The following is a 19,052-nucleotide window of genomic DNA, read 5'->3' on the forward strand; positions in this document are numbered from 1 at the left end:
GAGGGGCCGTGGGTGACATGCCCACGGCCCCTCCTCCTTTCACTGCCTCAGCCCAGCGCCTCCATGTTGATGGAGCGGGCCAGGCCCGTCAGCTTCAGGTCGTTGGCCTTCTCCTCGTCCTCGCTCATGCGGAGAAGGTCCATGTCCTGCGAGCGGCCCAGGATTTCCGCGTAGGTCCGCAGGGTGCCGTAGGCGGAAATCTCGTAGTGCTCGGTGCGCTGGGCCGCCGCGAGCAGGCTGGCGTCGCGCACGGCGGGCTCGCCCCCCTTCCCGATGATCTCCTGCCCCTCGGCGACGAGGCCCTGCATCCCCTTGCAGGGCTTGCCGCCCGGCCCCGCGCCCAGGTCACCCAGCATCTGCTCCAGACGGGCGAGCTGCCCCGCCGTCTGCTCCCGGTGCTGTTCGAAGCCCTGGCGCAGGTCGGGGTTGCTGGCCGCCCCCGCCATCTGCGTCAGGGCCTCCATCTGCTGCTCCTCGGCGGAGTACATGTACTGGAGCCCCTCCAGGTAGAGGTCTTGCAGGTCCGTCATCCTCATGCTCATGCCGCCTGATGTCATCGGTCCCCTCCTTCGCCCGCCCCGGTTCGGTGGGATGCTCCGTCAGTGTTCGCCCCCACCTATCCGCCGGGATGGGGCGCCCGTGAACCCCGCTTCATCCGCTCAGGCGGTCGCGGGGGCCGGGCGCCGCCGCGCGAAACTCTGCATCACCAGCCAGGCCGCCAGGGTCAGCAGCCCGCACAGCAGGAACACCGCCCGGTAGCCGAAAACCTGCGCGCACGCCCCCGACACAATCCCCGCCAGCATCGCCCCGACGTTCGTGGTGTTCGAGAAGAGGGTGGTCGCCGCCCCGATCCGCCCCGGCATCAACTCCTGAAAGTACGCCATCCCCAGCCCCGCCGTTACGGCCAGCACGGCGGCCCGCACCGCCTGCGTCACCACCAGGAGCCCCATTCCCTGCGAGAGATAGACCAGCGCGAAGTGCAGCGCGAACAGGGCGAGGGCGTACTTCACCATCCGCCCCAGGGGGGGCAGGCGCCGGGCGACCGCGAAGGCCAGCATGCACGGGATTTCCAGCAGGGCGCACAGGCCCACCAGGAAGCCGACCTGCCCGTCCGTTCCGTGCAGCACCTTGGTGATGAACAGCGGGAACATGCTCATCCCCATGCTCATGCTCATGCCGTAGAGCACGAAGGCGAGGGCCGGGCGGAAGAGGGGCGGCCGGGGCGCAGGTTGATCGGGGGCGTGGGGTCCGGCGGGTGGGGGCGCGGCCGATTCTTCCCCTGACCCGGCGCGCGACACGCGCAGGACCGGCAGCATCGCCAGCACGAAGCATCCTGCCGTGAGCAGGAACAGCCCCCGGAAGTCCAGCCGCGTGAGGACGAGCGCCCCCACCCCCGGCCCGACCACCCAGGCGAGCGCGAACACTGACCTGAGGACCGTGATCGTCCGGTCGGGCGGCGGCCCTGCTGCCCCCGCGACCTGGGCGCGGGCGAACGCGAAGAGCTGGGGAAAGGCGGCGGCCCCGGTGCCCAGGAACACGGCGCCGACGAGCAGGAGGGCCGGGTAGCTCCGGGTCACGCTGAGCAGCCCGTACCCGAGGGTGGCCGCCGTCAGCGTCAGGAGGACCAGCGGCTTGCGGTCGGGCAGGCGGTCCGACAGGCGGGCCAGCCGGGTGCTGACCAGCACGCCGCTCACGGCGTTCACCGTCAGGAAAATCCCCAGCTCCAGCGGCGTCATGTGAACCCGGTTCACCCCGAACAGCGCCATGTAGGGAAAGGCCAGCGACGTGGCGAGGCCCAGGAACAGCACGGAGACGGCCAGCCCCAGCACGTGCGGCAGCCGCCAGACATCCGCCAGGCTGACGGAAGGGGGATTGGAGGTGGGGGCGAGTTCCGTCACCGCGCCACCCTACCGCTCCGCGCCCCCGAAGTATGGGTATTCTCCCCTTTATGTCCTGGACCCGGCACCTTCAAGTCGGCGAGGCCGACGTGTATTCCCTCACCGACGGCCAGTTTCGCCTCGACGGCGGCGCGATGTTCGGCTCCGTCCCCAAAGTCCTGTGGGAACGGGTCGCGCCCGCCGACGACCTCAACCGCATCCACCTGCGCATCAATCCCCTCCTGATTCGCCTGAGTGGTCAGAACATCCTCGTCGAGACCGGCTTCTGGGATCAGGGCGGCGAGAAGTTCGAGGGCATGTACGCCCTGAACCGCGACGAGACGGTGTTCCGGGGCCTCTCGGACCTGGGCCTCTCGCCCGAGGACATCCACCTTGTCATCAACACCCACCTGCACTTCGACCACGCGGGGCGGAACGTGACCGCGCTGGGCGAGCCGACCTTTCCCAACGCCCGCTACGTCGTGCAGAAACAGGAACTCCACGACACCCTCCACACCCACGAGCGCAGCCGGGCGAGCTACGTCCCCGGTTATATCGACCCCATCCAGAGCGCGGGTCTCTTCGAGGTCGTGGACGGCGAACACGAGCTGCTGCCCGGCCTGAGCGTGCTGCCCCTGCCCGGCCACAACCTCGGGCAGCAGGGGGTGGTGCTGCGGAGTGGGGGAGGGGTCCTGGTCTACGCCGCCGACCTGCTCCCCACGCTGGCCCACACGCCCTACCCGTACATCATGGCTTATGACCTCTACCCGGTGACCACGCTGGAGACGCGCAAGCGCTACTTCCCCCAGTGGTTCGAGGAGCGGGCGGTGATCTGCACGCCCCACGACCCGGACACGGCCTTCGCCCGGCTGGAGGAGGGGAAGAAGGGGGGCTTTGTGGGGGTGGCGCTACCAGGAGCGTAAGAGGGGCCGCCCCCAACGGCTGAGGTCGCGGCCCCTCTTGGGATCAAGTCACCTCTGAAGGCCGAGGTACTCCTGACTGGGATTGTAGGACGGCCCGCCAAAGGTGTAGGCCACTCCGCTCGTCGGACCCAGACTCAGGCTGTGCAGCTCCGTCTCATGAGGCTGGCCGGGCAACGAAAAGACCGTGGATGCTCCAGTGGTCAGTTCCCGGCGGATCAGCGTCTGTGCCGTACCGAACCAGGCCGTCTGCCCATTCTCGACCACGACGAAGTCGCTGTGGCTCTCGTTGCTCTGAGCGTCAATGTTGACCTGCTGCTCGAACGCCAGGGTTTCCGGGTCCAGACGGGTCAGTGAGGTGGCCGGCCCGTTGTACCAGGCCCAGAGGTTGCCTTCCCTGTCCAGCATGTAGGCGCGCACGCCGCCCATTCCCGCTGTGCCGAGGCGTGCCGCGGACGCTGCGCTCTGGCCCGTGGTGGTATCCACATGGACGAGAGACGTGTCGCTCGCCATGAACATCACATACCGGCCGCTGCGGTCATTGGTGACCGGAACTACTCGCTCGGCCTGTTTCACCGTGGGAACGGTGATACTCTGTCCCGTGCGCGGGTCGAGCCGACGCAGTTCGGGGGTATGAACGCCGTCGGACCAGATGTACCAGGCCCGGCCGAGGGCATCCAGGCCGAACTGCTCTGCCCCGGGCGCGAGGTACCCCCCACCCGCCACGAAGAACTTTTGCACCACGCCGTTCTGAATCCTGAAGAGATGGCCCATGTGGACGCCGCTCACCCAGACACTGCCGTCCTGGGCGAACTGGGTTCGCGTCAGAGAGCCTGCGCCTTCAAGGGGGAACCGCTCGGCGACTTGCCCTCCCGAACTGTGGAGCAGGGTGCTGCCTCCCTGCCCCTGTTGCACGCCCCAGAGGTCCCCGTTCCCCGCCAGGGCCAGCCCCTCAACGGCACCGAGACCAAGCGTAAGACGGCGCGGGTTGATCCTGAGGTGAAGGGGAAGCCGGTGGACTCTGGTTCTGGATGTCCCCACGATGGTTACGTCGTACGTCCCGGGCTGAGCGTCGGCGGCAACATTCAAGTTCACGTTGACCTGGCCGGATTGGACACTTGTGGGTGTCAGGCTGACGCCCGCCGGTGCCCCTTCCAGCGTCAAGCTCACCGCGTCGTTGAATCCCTCGACTGGATTGAGGACCACGGGAAGGGTGAGTTGTTCACCGGCAAAACCTTGGGCAGTGCCAACCCCGGAGGGGAAGAACAGGAAGAAATCCGGGGCGGTGAGACTGAAGGTGTACAGCGTCCCACGCCCGACCTCGTTGCCCCCCTTCTTGACGATCACATTCAGGGAACCGCTGTAGCTGGCCGCGCTCTCGTCCGCTTTGAAGGTGAGGGACGTGCCCACGGCCTGCGGCTGTACAGCTCTACCAGGTGTCCCCAGTCCACTCCTTGCCAGGCTCGCGCCGCTCACGCCGGGAAGATTGATGGTAGACGGCTCTACTGTGACGCCAGGAACGTCGGTTTCCAGCGTCACCTGACCACTGATGCCGCCGATCTGGGCCAGAGCGACCTCGCGCGTGACCTGCTGACCAGCCTGCATGGTCAACGCGGAAGTATCGCGGAAGGACACGTCAACGCGCTCTGGGGCACGCTTAAAGCTGAGCGTCGTGCGGGCATTTGCCTCTATGTTGCGAATACGGTAGTCCGACCGGTACTCCCCACTGTTGATTTCGGTTGTGCTGAGGGCATTCCACCCCGGCACGACACGAATATCGAGGTCGAGGCGTTGGGAATCCGAGCAGATCGCCGTACCCCTGAGCTGCGCGGCGGTGTCCGAGTACACGCGGGTGACCTGTCGCCCGTCGGCTGTGCGTTCGTCCACCTCCCCAAGGGAGTCCCCCTGAGCCGTACGAGCTTCGAGGAAGGCGAATTCGGCCCCGAAGTTGACCGCTCCCTGCTGTCCGGTGAAATCGCAGCCGTAGAGGAAAGGGAAGGTGGCCCGAGGTGTGGGGAGTCCGGCGTCCACGTTGCCTGAAACCGTGATGGTGGGTGTGCTGGCATCCACGGTGGTCCTGCTATTGGCAAGCGTCACCCCCAGTTTCCCCGTCCCAAAGGCCCACCCACTAAGGGTGCCGCGGACCCGGGCGGGGTCCAGAGCCACACCGGGAAGAGCGGTGTAATTCAGCGTCACCGTCTTGTCCCCGTTCAGCGTGACCGTCTGCGCGGTGGGGGAGGTCTGGCCGTTCACCGCGCCTCCCTCCACCTTGAACACGGCTCCCGCCTTCAGGTCCGCGAATGTCTTGCTGCCCTCCAGCGTGCCGCTGAAGACCTGAGTGTTGGTGCTGGTGTTCGTGACTGTGACAGGTGCGGCGGGAACACCCTCAAGCTTGACCGTCAGGCTATGGGTTATGGCGGGCGTGTCGCCCCCACCGCAGGCTGTCAGAAGGGCCGTGAGGCCGAGGATGGCGCTAGATACATAAAGCTTCTTCATGTCCGCTCAGGATTCTAATAGTCTTTTTCTCGGGTCGTATGCCGATTTGTCGGCCTCCCCCCTTCATGAAGGTGGCGTCAGATTAAGGCCAGCGCGGATGGGCGCTCACTTCCGCACCCCGCCCGTCTACACGTCTGCCCTTTCCGCATGGCCCACGCGCTAGACTCCCTCCGATGTTCACCCTTCCCCACGACCATGAGGATGCCCGCGTGGTGCTTCTTCTTCGTTGGGGGCGGTGAGCGCAGCCCGGCGTTCGCTCATCCGCCCCCGAAGCCGTCAGAAGCTTCGGGGGTCTTATTTTGAGACGCGACCTTGGAAAGGGGACAGGCAGATGGGAATGACGATTGCGGAGAAGATCCTGGCGGCCCACTCGGGGCACGAATCGGTGGTGGCCGGCCAGCTCATCGAGTGCGAGACCGACTGGGTGCTGTGCCACGAGATCACCACGCCCGCCGCGCTGCGGATGCTGGAGGAGCGCGGCATGGACCGGGTGTTCGACCCCTCGCGCATCGTGGCGGTGCCCGACCACTCCGTCCCGGCCATGAACATCAAGGCCGCGAAGATGTACCAGAAGCTCAAGTCCTGGGTGCAGGAGAAAGGAATTCAGCACTTCTACGATGTGGGGCGCGGCGGCATCGCCCACGTGGTGCTGGAGAACACGGGCCTGATCAAGCCGGGTCAGACGCTCGTGAGCGGCGACTCGCACACCTGCAACGCGGGCGCGCTGGGGTGCTTCGCCACGGGAGTGGGCAGCACCGACCTCGCGGGGGCGATCTATGCGGGCAAGGTGTGGTTCAAGGTGCCCGAGACCATGCTCATCCGCGTGACGGGCGAGATGCAGCCCGGCGTCACCCCCAAGGACCTCGTGCTGGAGGTTATCCGGCGCATCGGGGCGGATGGGGCGAACTACCTGGCGATGGAGTGGGTGGGCGACACCATCGACCGGATGGACATGGAGGGCCGCTTCACGCTGACGAACATGGCGATCGAGGCGGGCGGCAAGACGGGCATCGTGGCGGTGGACGACACGACGCGGGCCTACCTGGCGCAGAGAGGGGTGACGCCCGACCAGTACACCGAGTACACCTCGGACCCGGACGCGAACTACAAGGTCGTGATTGACCTCGACGCCTCCGCCGTGGAGCCGACCGTCGCCTACCCCCACATTCCCAGCAACGGGCGGGTGGCGGGGAGTGACCGCATCGCCGTCACGCACGCCTATGTCGGGAGCTGCACGAACGGGCGGATCGGCGACCTGCGCGACGTGGCGCGGATTTTGAAGGGCCGCAAGGTCGCGGACGGCGTGCAGATGATCGTCGTTCCGGCCACCCAGGCGATCTGGAAGCAGGCCGCGCAGGAGGGCCTCCTCGAAATCTTCGTCGAGGCGGGCGCGAGCGTCAGCTACCCCAGTTGCGGCGCCTGCCTGGGGATGCACTCGGGCGTGTTGGGGCCGGACGACGTGTGCATTTCCAGCAGCAACCGCAACTTCGTGGGCCGGATGGGCGACCCGACCGCGCAGATTTACCTCGCCAGCCCCGCGACGGTGGCGGCAAGTGCGGTGGCCGGGTACATCTCCGACCCGCGCGAGTACAACGCGGAGAGCGCGGGTGGTGGGACGGAAGCGGCGGACTGAGGTGGATCGGCTGGACCTCCTCCCGCCACTTCCATGATTGACTGGGAGTCCTATGGGTGAAGCCAAACGGCGCAAACAACTCGGGCTGATGCCCACGGTCCACTCCTTCGAGGCGCAAATGGACGCGGATGGCAACGTGACGCTGACGCACGGGCCGGAGGAACCCGCACTGCGCGAGCGCATCGAGGCAGCGCTGGAAGCCTCGCAGCCTTCCGGGGCGGGGTGGGACAGCGCCTACCGCACGGCCTACGTGATGGCGGGGCGGTCCGAGCGCCGCTTGCAGACGGTGGAGGACGTGCAGGCTATCCCGGTGCCCCCCTACCGGCGCTTTACCGGCGACCTCGTGCTGGGGCAGGCGAGCGGGACAGACCTCAACATTCCGGCGGGAGAGGGCGGCAGCCTGCGCCTGCGGGAACAGCTTCACTCCTTCGACGGCTCGCGCTGGGGGGGCTTTTCTACCAACCGCGACCCGCAGGAGGTGCTGAGGGACCTGCTGTCCCACCCCGCCGCCCGGCTGCGGGGCGAGGAACTGGGCGCCTTCCGGGTCGAACACTGGCAGGAAGGCCGCATGGACATCGAGCCCGAGCCGCCCGAGGAACTGCTGGAACCCATCGAGGCCGTCACGCGGGAGTGGCACGGCGAGACGCCTGAGGAGTGGGCACAGACTCACCACGACCTGCTGGAGGAGGGGGACGACGGCCCCGTGCCCGTCGCCCGCCGCCTGCTGCTCGAACTGCGGCGGCCCGCGCCCCTGCAATCGCCCCTCAACCCCGCCTTCGCCATCGTGGGCGACGTGGAGTTCTATCCCGACCCCGACGGCTCCAGCTACACGCTCGACGGCGAGACCTGGCTCCCCTACGGCGACCCGGACGCCGCGCCGGAGGGCGGGGACGGGGGCGACCTGAGCGAACTGATCTCCCAGATGCTCGACGTGCAGACCGTGCCCGTGACCGTCTGGGCCGATGGGCGGGTGGAGTGGGAGGAGGGCAGCGTGCCGGACGAGCACGCGCAGCGCCTGCGCTCGGAATTGCTGGCCGCGACCGGGGCGGGCGACCCGCAGGAGTGGGCGGAATGGACCCGCGCCCTCCTGGCCGAGACCTTCGCGGACGAGGCGCCCTATCTGGCGGAGGTGCCGAACCTGCCCGCCGTGCAGGCTGTGCGCCTCGACATCCCGACCGATGCCCTGACCGACCCCGACGACCCCGCCCAGTACTTCATGGAATCGGAATTCACCCTCGACGGCGAGCACTGGCACGACCTCTACGGTGAGGAAGTGCCCGAGGAACTGGAGCGGCTGCGGCCCTCGAACTGACGCTCACGCCCCAACCCCAGGAGGACCCATGCCCAAAGTTCATGTCTTCGCCCGCGACCACATCAACACCGACGAGATCATCCCCGCCCGGCACCTCACGACCGACGTGGAGGCCGAGCTGGCGAAGTACGCGATGGAGGACTACGACAAGGACTTCGTGCGCCGGGTCAAACCGGGCGACATCATCGTGGCGGGGGCGGACTTCGGCTGCGGCTCCAGCCGCGAGCACGCCGTCTGGGCGCTGCGCGGGGCGGGGGTGGCCGCCGTGATCGCCCCCAACTTCGCCCGCATCTACTACCGCAACTCGATCAACAACGGCTTCCTCGCGCTGGAGTGCGAGAACATCGTCGAAACCTGCATGGACGGCGACGAGGCCGATCTCGACCTGGGGGGCGGCACGATCACCAACAAGCGCACCGGGCAGACCCTGACCTTCGTACCCGTGCCGCAATTCGCGCTCGACATCCAGAAGGCCGGGGGCTGGCTGGAGTACATGAAGGCCCGCGAAGAGGCCGCGGGGGAGGAGCAACATGCCTAAAGTCGTCAGCCTGCCCGGAGACGGGATCGGCCCGGAGGTCACCGCCGCCGCGGTGGAAGTGTTGCGTGAGGTTGCGCCGGACGTGACCATCGAGGAGCACCCCATCGGGGGTATCGCGTACGACAACTACGGCGACCCTTTGCCCCAGGTCACCCGCGACGCTGTGAAGGACGCCGACGCGGTGCTGCTCGGCACCGTGGGTGGCCCGCAGAACAGCCCCTGGAACCGCCTCCCGCGTCACCTGCGCCCCGAGAGTGGCCTGCTCGCCCTGCGAAAGGCCCTCGGCTGCTACGCGAACCTCCGGCCCGTGCGGGTTCAGCCCGGCCTGGAACACCTCTCGCCCCTCAAGCCGGAACTCGCCCGCGGGGTGGACATTCTGATTGTGCGTGAGCTGCTGGGCGGCGTCTACTTTGACGGCGACCGCCAGATCGAGGGGAACACCGCGTACAACACCATGCGCTACACGACCCCCGAGGTCGAGCGGGTGGCGCGCGTAGCTTTCTGGGCCGCTGAGCAGCGCCGGGGCCGAGTGACGAGCGTGGACAAGGCGAACGTGCTGGAGGTCTCGGAACTCTGGCGCCGCGACGTGCAGGCCCTGCGCGACCGCGAGTACCGCAACGTGCACCTCAACCACGAGTACGTGGATTCGGTCGCCATGCTGATCGTTGCCAACCCCAGCCGCTACGACGTGATCGTCACGGAAAACCTCTTCGGCGACATCCTCTCCGATCTCGCCGCCGTGATTCCGGGCAGCCTGGGCCTGATGCCGAGCGCCAGCCTGGGGGATGGCCCCGGCCTCTTCGAGCCCATCCACGGGAGCGCTCCCGACATCGCCGGGCAGGGAATCGCCAACCCCGCCGCCGCCATCATGAGCGCCGCCATGCTGCTCCGGCACGGCCTGGACCGCCCCCAGGTCGCCAACGGGGTGGACCGCGCGGTGGCCCTGGCCCTGCGCGAACACCCCACCCGCGACCTGGGGGGCAAGGCCGATACAAAGACCTTTACGCAGGCAGTCCTGAACGCGATGGGCAGCCCGAGCGTGGGGTAAGGGAGCGCAGGGGAGGGGCCGGGGCCGTGATGGGCTTCGGCCCTTCTCGCTTGGGGAGGGCTGAGGCTTGTGCCCTGTCCCTCATCCCCCCTCCCGGCCCCCCGTGCTAGACCTCGCTATGCCGCCCCGCCGCGCTGTCCTCGCGCTCACCCTGCTCACTCTTCCCGCACTCGCCGGGGCACGGGCCGCCCCCCAGGTATTCGTCGCCTACCCGCCCGAGGGGCACCGAGTCGCCTTCGACCATGTGCTGCTGGAGGGCAGCGTGCCGCCCGGCGCGGGGCTGAGAATTGGGGGGCAGGCGGTGCAGGTCGGCCCGGACGGCCTCTTCATCCTGTGGTGGCCGCTGAGGGTGGGCACGAACGACCTGCGCCTGAGCGCCACGCTGGGTGGGCAGACGGGCACGCGGACACTGCGCGTGACTCGCACGGTGGCGGCCCCCCTCCCCGCCACGCCCACCCGGATTGACCGCGAAAGCCTGACACCGGGGGAACCGCTCGAATTCTGGGACGTGGCGGGGGACACGCCTGCTGAGCGGACGGTCGCCCTCTCGTTTCGGGGATCGCCCGGCGGACGGGCCGCCTTCCGGGTGGCGGGCGGGCCGCCCCAACCCATGCGGGAGGTGGGCGCGGGGAGGTACGAGGCGGCCTACGAGGTGCCGGTCTCGTCCCGACTTGCGGCGGCTCCCATCACCGTCACCCTCACCGGACGGGATGGCCGGACCGTCTCGGCGACTGCACGGGGAACCCTCTCCAGCATGGCCGGGGGCCAGCAGGCGGGCATTCAGCGCCCCGGCACCGTGCCCGGACTCGGCCTGAACGACTCGGGCAACGTGACCACGACGCTGGACGGTGCCCCCTTCCTGCATCCCCGGGGCGGCATGACCTTCACGCTGGTGGGGCGACAGGGGAGGGATGTTCGTGCCCGCCTCGCGCCGGGGGTCAGCGTGCTGATCTCGGAGGCGCAACTCGACGTGCTGCCTGGAGTGCCCCTTCCGGGCGTGGGCGGGGTGGTCCATCTGGACAGCCCAGTCGCCGCCCTGTCGCCCCTCACGGCGGCCCTGGTGGCGCGGCCCACCGCCCTTCTCACGGACGATCTGCGGATCAGGGTGCCGCTGGGCGGGGCGCGGGTGCCCTTCACGGTGGCCCAGGACCAGGAGGGTCGCCGCCTCACGCTCACCCTGTATGGGCTGGAGGCGGCGCCCACCCTGCCCGTCCCCCTCGCCGACCCGCTGATCGCCGGGGCCGAGGTGCAGCCGGTCGGGCTGGGCGTGACCCGGCTGACCCTGGACCTCACCGCCGCGCAGGCCTGGGGGTTCACCGCAAACTACGACGGGGACGACCTGCTCCTCACGGTGCGCCGCCCGCCAGTCCTCGACCCGGCACGGCCCCTGACCGGACGGGTGATCGTACTCGACGCAGGGCACGGGGGAACGCAACTCGGGGGGGCGGGCGCGCTGCGGGTGCCCGAAAAGGACCTCACCCTGCCGGTCGCCCGGCGCGCCGCCGAGCTGCTGCGCTCGCGGGGGGCGCAGGTGGTCCTCACCCGGGAGGCGGACGTGACCCTGGGGCTGTACGAGCGGGGCCTGACGGCCGAGGCCGTGCGCGCGGACCTGCTCGTGTCCATCCACGCCAACGCCCTGCCCGACGGGCGGGACCCGCGCGGCATCCGCGGGCCGGAAGTGTACTTCACCCACCCGCAGGCGCAGGCTCCAGCCGCCGCCATCCTGGCCGCGCTGCGCCGCACCCTGCCCGACCTCGGCCCGGGATCGGGCCTCAAGCCGGGCGCCGACCTCGCCCTGACGCGGCCCACCACCCAGCCCAGCCTGCTCGTCGAGACGGCCTACCTGACCGACCCCGGCAACCTCCGCGTGCTGATGGACTCCGCCGGGCGCGAGCGCCTCGCACAGGCCATCGCGGCGGGCATCACCGACTTCTACGCGGGGCAGGTGGGCGGACACTGAGAGGAGGAGAAGCTATGCTCTCGGCCGGCCTCCGGCCCCTGTTCAGGAAGGTGGACTGCCTTCAGATTCCCGTGCCCAATCTGGAGGCTGGCCTGGGGTTCTACCGGGACGGTCTGGGCCATGAATTGCTCCGGCGGACAGCCACCGCCGCCGGATTGTGAATGCCGGAGACCGACACCGAACTCGTCCTCCAGACCGAACGTCCCGAGCCCGAGGTCAATCTGCTCGTCGCCTCCGCCGATGCCGCGGCAGACGCGATCCGGCAAGCCGGGGGACAGGTCGTGGAGCCGCCCTTTGACGTTCAGGTAGGCCGCTGCGCCGTCCTGCTGGACCCCTGGGGGAGCCGCCTGGTCGCGCTGGACCTGGGCAAAGGCCGCCTGGCGACCGATGCACAGAAGAACGTGACGGGGACCGAACCCTAACCCCGCGGGGATGGTGAGGACCAACCCGCAGCCCATCCCCCGGAACTGTTCAGCCTCCCGTCATGCCCGCCGGGTACGCTCACCCCATGTCCTCCCGCGTTCTGGCCCTCGTGGCCCTGCTGGCCCTGCCGTTCCCCGTCGCCGCGCAGCAAGTTCCGCCCGGCTCCCCGGCAACCACTCCGGCGCCGGGCAGCACGGCCACGCCCAGCACGCCCGCCTCACTGAGTGGCGTGACCGCCACGCTCACCGCGCCCCGCAACGTGACCGGGTCCGTGCCCCTCACCCTGACGCTGAAGAGCAGCCTGGCCGAGCCGATCACGTTCGGCGTGGGGCGTGACAATGACCAGAACTGCGCCTTCGCGCCGACGGTGCGCGTCCTGCGGGTGGGCACCCGCGAGGTGGTCTACCCGGCGCCCGGGGCGGAACCCCGCATCTGCACCCAGGAACTCCTGACCAAGACCGCCCCGGCGGGGGGCAGCGCGGTCTTTACCCGCGACCTCAACCTGCCCGCCGGGGATTACATCATCGAGGGGTGGTTCGGGGGCTTTGCTCATGACGAGCGCGTCAAGGTGCCCGCCCAGCCCGTGCGCGTCACCGTCCGGTGAGGGGCTCTGCCATGAGGCGCCTGCTGCTGGCCCTGCTGCCCGGCCTGTTGGCAGGCTGCGCGCTGCTCGGCACTTCTCCTGGCCGCAGCCCTGAGCCGTCCTCGCCGGGCCAGGCCACTCCTGCCGCAGCGGAAGCCCCCCTCGCTGCCCAGGCGGAGGCGGACGCGACCGGGCGGGGGGTGACGGTGGCCCTCACGCTGATCAACGTGGGCCGGCGGCCCCTGACCCTGCGGTACGCCGCGCAGGTCAACTGGGGGGGCTGCGGCCTGCCGCCCTACGTCGCCCTGTCGCGCGAGGGGGGTTCAGCCGTCGCTGGCCCGGCCCCCGAGGGCCGCCTGAACTGCCCGGAACTCCAGTTCACCCGCACCCTCCGCCCCGGCGAGACGCTGACGCTGCGGCGCACCCTGCCGTCCCTGCCCCCCGGCGCCTACACCCTGACCGCCTGGTTCGACGGGGAGGTCGGCGGCAAGACGGTGCGCGTCCAGGCCCCGGCGGTGTCGCTGGAGGTGCGGTAGGTCGGCCCTAAGGGGCTTGCCCCTGACCCCTACCTCTTCCCGCCCCCTGTTAGAATTGCCCGTTATGGACCTCAAGGCCGAACTCAAAGCCGCCGTCGAACGGGCCGCCGCCGACCTCGGCGCGCCGCTCGACGTGGCGATTCAGGAAACTCCGGCGAACAAGCCCGGCGACTACGGCACACCCGCCGCCTTTCAGATTGCCAAGACGCTGGGGCAAAACCCCGCGCAGGTCGCGGCCCAACTCGCCGGGAAGGTCGAGCTGCCCCGGGGCATCTCCCGCGTGGAGGCCGCCGGGCCTTTCCTGAACTTCTTCGTGGACGTGGGGACGTTCGTGCGCCAGGTCGTGGAGGAACCCGTCCTGACTCCGGCCAGGGGCGGCAAGGTCGTCATCGAGCACACCTCCGTCAACCCGAACAAGGAACTGCACGTCGGGCACCTGCGGAACGTCGTGCTGGGCGACTCCATGGCCCGCATTTTCCGAGCAGCGGGGTTTGAGGTCGAGGTGCAGAACTATATCGACGACACCGGGCGCCAGGCCGCCGAGGCCCTCTTCGCGGTACAGCATTACCACCGCGTCTGGGACGGCGTGCAGAAGTACGACCACTGGCTCGGCGAGGGCTACGTGCGCCTGAACGCCGACCCCGAGAAGCCAGCCTTGGAAGAGGGCATCAGCGCCGTCATGCACCGTCTGGAGGCCGGGGAGCTGCGGGGCGAGATCGAGAAGGTTGTGAAAGCCCACCTCGAAACCTGCTTCCGGCTGGGTGCCCGCTACGACCTGCTGAACTGGGAGTCGGACGTGGTCGGCAGCGGTTTTCTCGCGCAGGCGATGAACATTCTGGAGGAGAGCCGCTACACCCAGCACCCCACGGAAGGGAAGTACACGGGCGCCTTCGTGATGGACGTGTCCGAGTTCATGCCCGGCCTGGAGGAGCCGAACGTCGTGCTGATGCGCTCGGACGGCACGGCGATGTACGCGGCCAAGGACATCGGCTACCAGTTCTGGAAGTTCGGCCTCTTCGAGGGGATGAAATTCAAGCCCTTCATCCAGGACCCCGAGGGCAAGACGGTCTGGACGAGTGCGCCGGACGGGCAGCCCGACACCCAGAAGCGCTTCGGCCACGCGCAGGAGGTCATCAACGTGATCGACTCGCGGCAGGAACATCCCCAGAAAATTGTGAGGGCGTCGCTGGGTGTGGCGGGTCACCCGGAGGAGGAGGAGCGCAGCGTCCACCTCTCCTACGCCTTCGTGACGCTGGAGGGGCAGACCATCAGTGGGCGCAAGGGCATTGCCGTCAGCGCGGACGAGGCGATGGACGAGGCCGAGAAGCGGGCGCTGACCGTACTCGCCGAGATCAACCCTGACCTCGCCGCCCGGGAGGACGCCGGGGAGATCGCCCGCCGCATCGGCATCGGCGCCATCCGCTTCGCCATGCTCAAGGCCGAGCCGACGCGCAAGATCGACTTCCGCTGGGAGCAGGCGCTCGCGCTCAACGGGGACACGGCTCCGTATGTCCAGTACGCCGCCGTCCGCGCCGCGAACATTCTCCGCAAGGCGCAGGAGGCCGGGTACGCGACCGACGGCACGGGCGCCGACTGGTCCGCCCTCCCCGACGTGGACCTCACCCTCGCCAAGATGGTCGCCCGGCTCCCCGAGGTCGTCGAGCAGGCCGTCCGCATCCACTCGCCGCACGTGATCGCCCAGTACGCCCTCGACCTCGCCACCGCCTTCAACGCCTGGTACAACGCCAAGGACAAGGCCGGGAAGTCCGCCACCAACGTCCTCCACAGTCCCGAGGGTCTGCGCGAAGCCCGCCTCGCCCTTGTCGGCCGCCTCAGAAAGGGCTTCGAGGAGACGCTGGCGCTCATCGGGATCGGGGTCCCAAGCGCCATGTAAAGGGCGTGCAGGAGGCTAAAAGTCCTTCCACCTTGAGGGGGATGTTGGGTGGGGGCGAACGGGCACGTCCTGCGGCGCGGCCAGAATGAGAGGCAAGGCATTTTGCTAGGGTCGGCGCTGCTCGGTCGCCCCCTCACCCCGGCCCTCTCCCACGAGGGGAGAGGGAGAAATGCCCCCCGGAGCCTGCTCCTTTCCCCCGGCCTACCGCCGGGCCTGCTCCTGCGCCCGGGTCTCCAGCCGACTGAAAAAGGCGGCGAGCCCCTGGGCGACGCTGGGCGAGAAGCGGTTGCCCCCCAGGTGTGGGCCGCTGACCTTCACAAACTCGCTGACCCCGTGTTCGGCGTGGGTGAACAGGTGCTCGCCGTTGCTGTCCATGGGCACGACCTTGTCGTCGGGGCTGGCGACCACGAACAGGGGCAGGGGGGGTGCGGCCCGCAGGAGCGGCAGCGGGTTCAGGTTGGCAAGGTTGAGCCCGGGGCCGTAGGCGTCCTCGACCTCCCTGCGGCGGCCGTCCCCGGTGTTCCAGGCGCCTTGCAGGTCGGCCCAGGCGTCGATGAGCGCCACGCCGGACACGCGGTACGGGCTGCCGGGCAGGGCGCTGCGCAGAGCCAGCAAACCGCCCATGCTCAGGCCCAGCGCGTAGGTGCGGCCGTTCCAGGCGAAGTGGCTCACGGCCTCCTCGCGCAGGCCCGCGACCTGGTCGAGCGCGGCGGGGCTGCCCCAGGTGTACGGTCCCCCGTCGTTGCTGAGCAGCACCGCGAAGGGGGCGGCGAGCAGGGCGTCCACCAGCGCCCCGACCTGGGGGCTGGCGTGCAGCCGCTCGCCGCTCTGCCCGCGTGGGTGCGACACGATGACCAGGGCGCACTCGCGCTGGTAGCACTCGGGCGGCACCCGCAGGAACGACGGGCCGCTGATTCGGTCGAGCCGCACGGTGTCGGCCGCGCGGGGCAGCGGCAGCACCCAGGCGGGGGTGGCCGGAATCGAGGCGGCGGCCCGGGCGGTGACCGGCAAGGCGGCGAGCAGCGTGCAGAGCAGGGAGAGGGGGGCGAGGCGCATGGGCGGGCCGCACTCTAGCGTCTGGGCCTTGACGGCGGCCTGACTGGGGATTCAGCGCCCGAACAGCAGCAGGCCCAGCTTCTTGCCCCGCAGCCTCCGCCCGATCAGCGCGGGCACCACGAGCGCGATCAGCGCGTACAGCACCACGTTGAAGGCGAGTTCAAGCGGCTCGCCCTCCGGCGCCCGGTAACGTTCCAGCGCCTGGAGCATCGCGGGGTGCAGCAGGTAGATGGGGAGGCTGACGGTGCCCAGCGTGGCGATGACCCGTTTGAAGGTCCGGGCCTGTGCCCCGCGCTCCAGCCAGTACGCCACGCCCAGCAGGGCGAGCGCCACCAGGGCCGTGTACGTCCAGCTCAGCCCGTTGTACACCACGGGAACCACGGGCGTTCCCCGCACGTAGGCGACCGCGACGGGCAGGTAAACGGCGTACACCACCGCCAGCAGCGGCAGCAGCACCCGGCGCCGCCGTCGCCACCACGTCTGGAACTCGTCCAGCCGCGCCCCCACCGCGAGGCCCAGGCTGACCGGCAGGGCGTACCACAGCACGGTACTCGCCGGAAAGGGGAGGTGCAGCACTTGCCGGTTGAGCAGGTACAGCCCGAGCTGCACGGTCAGCCCGCCGACGAGCGCGGCGGTGATGGAGGGCCTTCGCCGCGCCAGCGGCAGCAGGAGCGGCAGCACGAAATAGACCTCCAGCGCCACCAGCAGGAAGTACAGGTGGTAGCTCGCCTTCCCGTACAGCAGCCAGTCGCGCCAGCGGTCCGGGTCGGTCAGGGTCCCCGGGTCGCGCTGCCCGGTCCACACGTACCACCCCGCGTACAGGGCGGTCCACAGCAGGTAGGGCCAGCCCCCGCGCGTGAGCCGCCGCCAGAGGTACCGTCTCGGCTCGAAGCGTTTCAGCAGGCTGCGCGTCAGCACCAGCGCCGACAGGAACACGAAGGCCGGGACCGCGAAGTGCAGCGTGCGGTTCAGGATCAGCAGCAGGTCGTGGCTGGTCGAGCCCACGTCCGCGTGCCGCAGCCCCATGCCGGTCGCGTGGTGCCCCACGACCTCCAGAATGGTGAGACCCCGGAAGGTGTCGATGGCGGTCAGCCGCGACGCGGCGGTGGGGACGGGAACGGAGGAGGGCACGGACGCTTCGGACATGCAGTGGTCAACTCTAGCCGCCCGGCGCGTGAGCTTGTTGCGGGAGGCCCGGGTCGGGGTCTAGAGCATTTGACAGCAGAAGTGTCACCTGAGCGAAGCGAAGAGTCCCTCAGTTGACGTTGTGGGCTGCTTCGCTCCGCATGGCACTGTTGCCAAAGGCTTTACCCCCGTCCCCGAACTTCGAAGCCTGCCCCGCTCAGAATCTCGCCCGCCCGGCGCACGTCCTCAGGGCTCTCCAGGCCCAGGCGAATCGCGCCGCCCTCCTCGCGGATGGCGAGGACCTCTATGTCCTTGATGTTCACCCCCGCCTCGCCCAGGGCCTGCGTGACCGCGCCGATCTGGTTGGGCTTGTCCGGCACGGCGACGACCAGATCGTGCCGGGGGGGCAGCAGGCTGCGCCGCACGACGGGCAGGCTGTCGCGCGTCCGCTTGCCCTCCTGCGCGGCGGCGAGCAGCTCGTCGGGCTGGTCGAGATCGGCCTCCAGGCGCTCCAGATGGCGCCGGAAGCGGGCCAGGGCCTCCCGCAGCGCCGCGCGGTTTTCTACCACCATGTCGCGGCTCATGCGGGGGTCGCCGCTTGCCACCCGGGTCAGGTCGCGGAAGCCCCCGGCGGCGAGCAGACTCAGTCGCTCGTCCCGCGCGACGAGGTGCGTCAGGGCCAGGCTGGCGAGGTAGGGCAGGTGGCTCACCGTCGCCACGAGTTGATCGTGCGCGTCGGGCGGCATCACGACCGGGGCGGCGCCCAGCGCCTCGACCAGCGCCCGCATCCGGCTCAGCGCGGTCAGCGGCGTGTGGTCGGTGGGCGTCAGGACCCACACCGCGTTTTCCAGCAGGGCGGCCCGCGCGTGAGTGACACCTCCGCGCTCGGAGCCCGCCATCGGGTGCCCCGGCACGAAATTCCGCACGCCCAGCGCCTCCAGCTCGGCGGCGATGCCCGCCTTCACGCTGCCCACGTCGGTAACCAGGGCTCCTGAGGAGAGGAAGGGCGCCAGCTCCCGCGCCAGGGGCGCCAGCGCCCGCATGGGGGCGGCCAGCACCACCAGGTCCGCCTCCCGCAGCCACTCGCCGGGTGCGGCCCGCACCTCGTCCACCACGCCCAGGGCCTCGGCCTCGCGCAGCACCTCCACGCTCGCGTCGTAGCCGATCACCCGCCGCGCGAGGAGCCGTTGCCGCAGCCCCAGCGCCACGCTGCCCCCGATCAAGCCGACCCCGGCGACCACGGCCAGCTCGAACGGCGGGGCGGACGTGGGGCCGGGGGCAGGCACGGTCATGGGGGCGAGGCTAGCACGCCCCGCCGCGCGGGCCGGGAGGCTGTTCGGTCATCTCCCGCCGTCCGGTGGTCGGGTGGTCCGGTGACGCCGCGGGAGCAGGAGTGCGTGTTTTGCCGCATCGTCCGGGGCCAGGCAGAGGTGAGCCGGGGGGACGAGGACGACCTCGTGGCCGCCTTCCTCGACATCAACCTGGTCACGCCCGGACACGTCCTGGTCGTGCCGCGCCGGCATGCGGCCAGCCTCACGGACCTCGCCGCCTTCAAGAGGGGGGCGGTCCGTTGTGAGGGCGTCAACCTCCTTCTCACCGACGGGGAGGCGGCTGGGCAGGGGGTCTTTCACGCGCACCTCCACGTGTTTCC

17 protein-coding genes and 1 pseudogene are annotated in these 19,052 nt (G+C 69.7%); 12 read left to right on the forward strand and 6 right to left on the reverse strand.

The genetic code is table 11. From position 1 onward, the window contains the following. Window positions 1-47: 47 nt before the first annotated feature. Window positions 48-530, reverse strand: a complete 483-nt coding sequence (locus tag DAERI_RS02285) for a YciE/YciF ferroxidase family protein (protein WP_235610190.1) — start codon at window positions 528-530, stop codon at window positions 48-50. A gap of 129 nt (window positions 531-659) precedes the next feature. Beyond that, window positions 660-1,898 carry a sugar efflux transporter gene (locus DAERI_RS02290; protein ID WP_103127837.1) on the reverse strand — a complete coding sequence of 413 codons (1,239 nt, stop codon included), beginning with the start codon at window positions 1,896-1,898 and terminating at the stop codon, window positions 660-662. Between the two features lie 50 nt (window positions 1,899-1,948). Here DAERI_RS02290 and DAERI_RS02295 point away from each other — a divergent pair, with 50 nt between their 5' ends. Next, complete coding sequence (locus DAERI_RS02295) at window positions 1,949-2,800, forward strand: MBL fold metallo-hydrolase (protein ID WP_165794035.1); 852 nt, start codon at window positions 1,949-1,951, stop codon at window positions 2,798-2,800. A 48-nt stretch (window positions 2,801-2,848) separates the two neighbouring features. Here the strand turns inward: DAERI_RS02295 and DAERI_RS02300 are convergent, their stop codons facing one another. Further along, entirely contained in the window at window positions 2,849-5,293 is a 2,445-nt protein-coding gene (locus DAERI_RS02300; protein WP_103127838.1) for a hypothetical protein, read from the reverse strand. Between the two features lie 331 nt (window positions 5,294-5,624). On the opposite strand from DAERI_RS02300, the gene DAERI_RS02305 reads away from it, so the two are divergent. From DAERI_RS02305 to DAERI_RS02345, 10 genes are all read left to right on the forward strand, one after another. Beyond that, window positions 5,625-6,926, forward strand: a complete 1,302-nt coding sequence (locus DAERI_RS02305) for a 3-isopropylmalate dehydratase large subunit (protein ID WP_103127839.1) — start codon at window positions 5,625-5,627, stop codon at window positions 6,924-6,926. 52 nt (window positions 6,927-6,978) lie between these two features. After that, complete coding sequence (locus DAERI_RS02310; RefSeq protein ID WP_165794036.1) at window positions 6,979-8,238, forward strand: hypothetical protein; 1,260 nt, start codon at window positions 6,979-6,981, stop codon at window positions 8,236-8,238. 28 nt (window positions 8,239-8,266) lie between these two features. After that, window positions 8,267-8,776 carry a 3-isopropylmalate dehydratase small subunit gene (locus tag DAERI_RS02315; protein ID WP_103127840.1) on the forward strand — a complete coding sequence of 170 codons (510 nt, stop codon included), beginning with the start codon at window positions 8,267-8,269 and terminating at the stop codon, window positions 8,774-8,776. After that, on the forward strand, window positions 8,769-9,824 hold the full coding sequence (leuB, locus tag DAERI_RS02320; RefSeq protein WP_103127841.1) for a 3-isopropylmalate dehydrogenase: 1,056 nt from the start codon (window positions 8,769-8,771) through the stop codon (window positions 9,822-9,824). Before DAERI_RS02315 ends, leuB begins: the two co-directional genes overlap by 8 nt. A 118-nt stretch (window positions 9,825-9,942) precedes the next feature. Beyond that, window positions 9,943-11,784, forward strand: a complete 1,842-nt coding sequence (locus tag DAERI_RS02325; RefSeq protein WP_103127842.1) for an N-acetylmuramoyl-L-alanine amidase family protein — start codon at window positions 9,943-9,945, stop codon at window positions 11,782-11,784. 14 nt (window positions 11,785-11,798) lie between these two features. Then, entirely contained in the window at window positions 11,799-11,945 is a 147-nt protein-coding gene (locus tag DAERI_RS21745; protein ID WP_114149437.1) for a VOC family protein, read from the forward strand. Then, complete coding sequence (locus tag DAERI_RS02330) at window positions 11,946-12,206, forward strand: VOC family protein (protein WP_103127843.1); 261 nt, start codon at window positions 11,946-11,948, stop codon at window positions 12,204-12,206. Between the two features lie 86 nt (window positions 12,207-12,292). Continuing rightward, window positions 12,293-12,811 carry a hypothetical protein gene (locus DAERI_RS02335; RefSeq protein WP_103127975.1) on the forward strand — a complete coding sequence of 173 codons (519 nt, stop codon included), beginning with the start codon at window positions 12,293-12,295 and terminating at the stop codon, window positions 12,809-12,811. An 11-nt stretch (window positions 12,812-12,822) separates the two neighbouring features. Continuing rightward, window positions 12,823-13,326, forward strand: a complete 504-nt coding sequence (locus DAERI_RS02340) for a hypothetical protein (protein ID WP_103127844.1) — start codon at window positions 12,823-12,825, stop codon at window positions 13,324-13,326. 64 nt (window positions 13,327-13,390) lie between these two features. Next, on the forward strand, window positions 13,391-15,220 hold the full coding sequence (locus tag DAERI_RS02345) for an arginine--tRNA ligase (protein ID WP_103127845.1): 1,830 nt from the start codon (window positions 13,391-13,393) through the stop codon (window positions 15,218-15,220). A 201-nt stretch (window positions 15,221-15,421) separates the two neighbouring features. On the opposite strand, the gene DAERI_RS02350 is transcribed toward DAERI_RS02345, so the two are convergent. The 3 genes from DAERI_RS02350 to DAERI_RS02360 all read right to left on the reverse strand — a co-directional run bounded on the left by DAERI_RS02350 (window position 15,422) and on the right by DAERI_RS02360 (window position 18,693). Beyond that, window positions 15,422-16,276, reverse strand: coding sequence for an alpha/beta hydrolase family protein (locus DAERI_RS02350; protein WP_103127846.1), 855 nt, complete (start codon window positions 16,274-16,276; stop codon window positions 15,422-15,424). Window positions 16,277-16,327: 51 nt separating this feature from the next. Then, on the reverse strand, window positions 16,328-17,422 hold the full coding sequence (locus tag DAERI_RS02355; protein WP_103127847.1) for an acyltransferase: 1,095 nt from the start codon (window positions 17,420-17,422) through the stop codon (window positions 16,328-16,330). A 161-nt stretch (window positions 17,423-17,583) separates the two neighbouring features. Then, window positions 17,584-18,693 carry a prephenate dehydrogenase gene (locus tag DAERI_RS02360; RefSeq protein WP_103127848.1) on the reverse strand — a complete coding sequence of 370 codons (1,110 nt, stop codon included), beginning with the start codon at window positions 18,691-18,693 and terminating at the stop codon, window positions 17,584-17,586. Between the two features lie 165 nt (window positions 18,694-18,858). On the opposite strand from DAERI_RS02360, the pseudogene DAERI_RS23250 reads away from it, so the two are divergent. Further along, window positions 18,859-19,050 (forward strand): annotated as a pseudogene (locus DAERI_RS23250) (HIT family protein); the annotation flags it as partial. Window positions 19,051-19,052 lie beyond the last annotated feature (2 nt).

This window comes from Deinococcus aerius, assembly GCF_002897375.1.
In the GTDB taxonomy this organism is placed as follows: domain Bacteria; phylum Deinococcota; class Deinococci; order Deinococcales; family Deinococcaceae; genus Deinococcus; species Deinococcus aerius.

Excerpts from the sequence above, each read along its gene's own strand:
- leuB (WP_103127841.1), top strand. The coding sequence starts at position 8,769 with ATGCCTAAAGTCGTCAGCCTGCCCGGAGACGGGATCGGCCCGGAGGTC.
- DAERI_RS02350 (WP_103127846.1), bottom strand. The coding sequence starts at position 16,276 with ATGCGCCTCGCCCCCCTCTCCCTGCTCTGCACGCTGCTCGCCGCCTTG.
- DAERI_RS02325 (WP_103127842.1), top strand. The coding sequence starts at position 9,943 with ATGCCGCCCCGCCGCGCTGTCCTCGCGCTCACCCTGCTCACTCTTCCC.
- DAERI_RS21745 (WP_114149437.1), top strand. The coding sequence starts at position 11,799 with ATGCTCTCGGCCGGCCTCCGGCCCCTGTTCAGGAAGGTGGACTGCCTT.
- DAERI_RS02330 (WP_103127843.1), top strand. The coding sequence starts at position 11,946 with ATGCCGGAGACCGACACCGAACTCGTCCTCCAGACCGAACGTCCCGAG.
- DAERI_RS02300 (WP_103127838.1), bottom strand. The coding sequence starts at position 5,293 with ATGAAGAAGCTTTATGTATCTAGCGCCATCCTCGGCCTCACGGCCCTT.
- DAERI_RS02360 (WP_103127848.1), bottom strand. The coding sequence starts at position 18,693 with ATGACCGTGCCTGCCCCCGGCCCCACGTCCGCCCCGCCGTTCGAGCTG.
- DAERI_RS02285 (WP_235610190.1), bottom strand. The coding sequence starts at position 530 with ATGACGGACCTGCAAGACCTCTACCTGGAGGGGCTCCAGTACATGTAC.
- DAERI_RS02305 (WP_103127839.1), top strand. The coding sequence starts at position 5,625 with ATGGGAATGACGATTGCGGAGAAGATCCTGGCGGCCCACTCGGGGCAC.
- DAERI_RS02345 (WP_103127845.1), top strand. The coding sequence starts at position 13,391 with ATGGACCTCAAGGCCGAACTCAAAGCCGCCGTCGAACGGGCCGCCGCC.
- DAERI_RS02315 (WP_103127840.1), top strand. The coding sequence starts at position 8,267 with ATGCCCAAAGTTCATGTCTTCGCCCGCGACCACATCAACACCGACGAG.
- DAERI_RS02340 (WP_103127844.1), top strand. The coding sequence starts at position 12,823 with ATGAGGCGCCTGCTGCTGGCCCTGCTGCCCGGCCTGTTGGCAGGCTGC.
- DAERI_RS02295 (WP_165794035.1), top strand. The coding sequence starts at position 1,949 with ATGTCCTGGACCCGGCACCTTCAAGTCGGCGAGGCCGACGTGTATTCC.
- DAERI_RS02355 (WP_103127847.1), bottom strand. The coding sequence starts at position 17,422 with ATGTCCGAAGCGTCCGTGCCCTCCTCCGTTCCCGTCCCCACCGCCGCG.
- DAERI_RS02335 (WP_103127975.1), top strand. The coding sequence starts at position 12,293 with ATGTCCTCCCGCGTTCTGGCCCTCGTGGCCCTGCTGGCCCTGCCGTTC.
- DAERI_RS02310 (WP_165794036.1), top strand. The coding sequence starts at position 6,979 with ATGGGTGAAGCCAAACGGCGCAAACAACTCGGGCTGATGCCCACGGTC.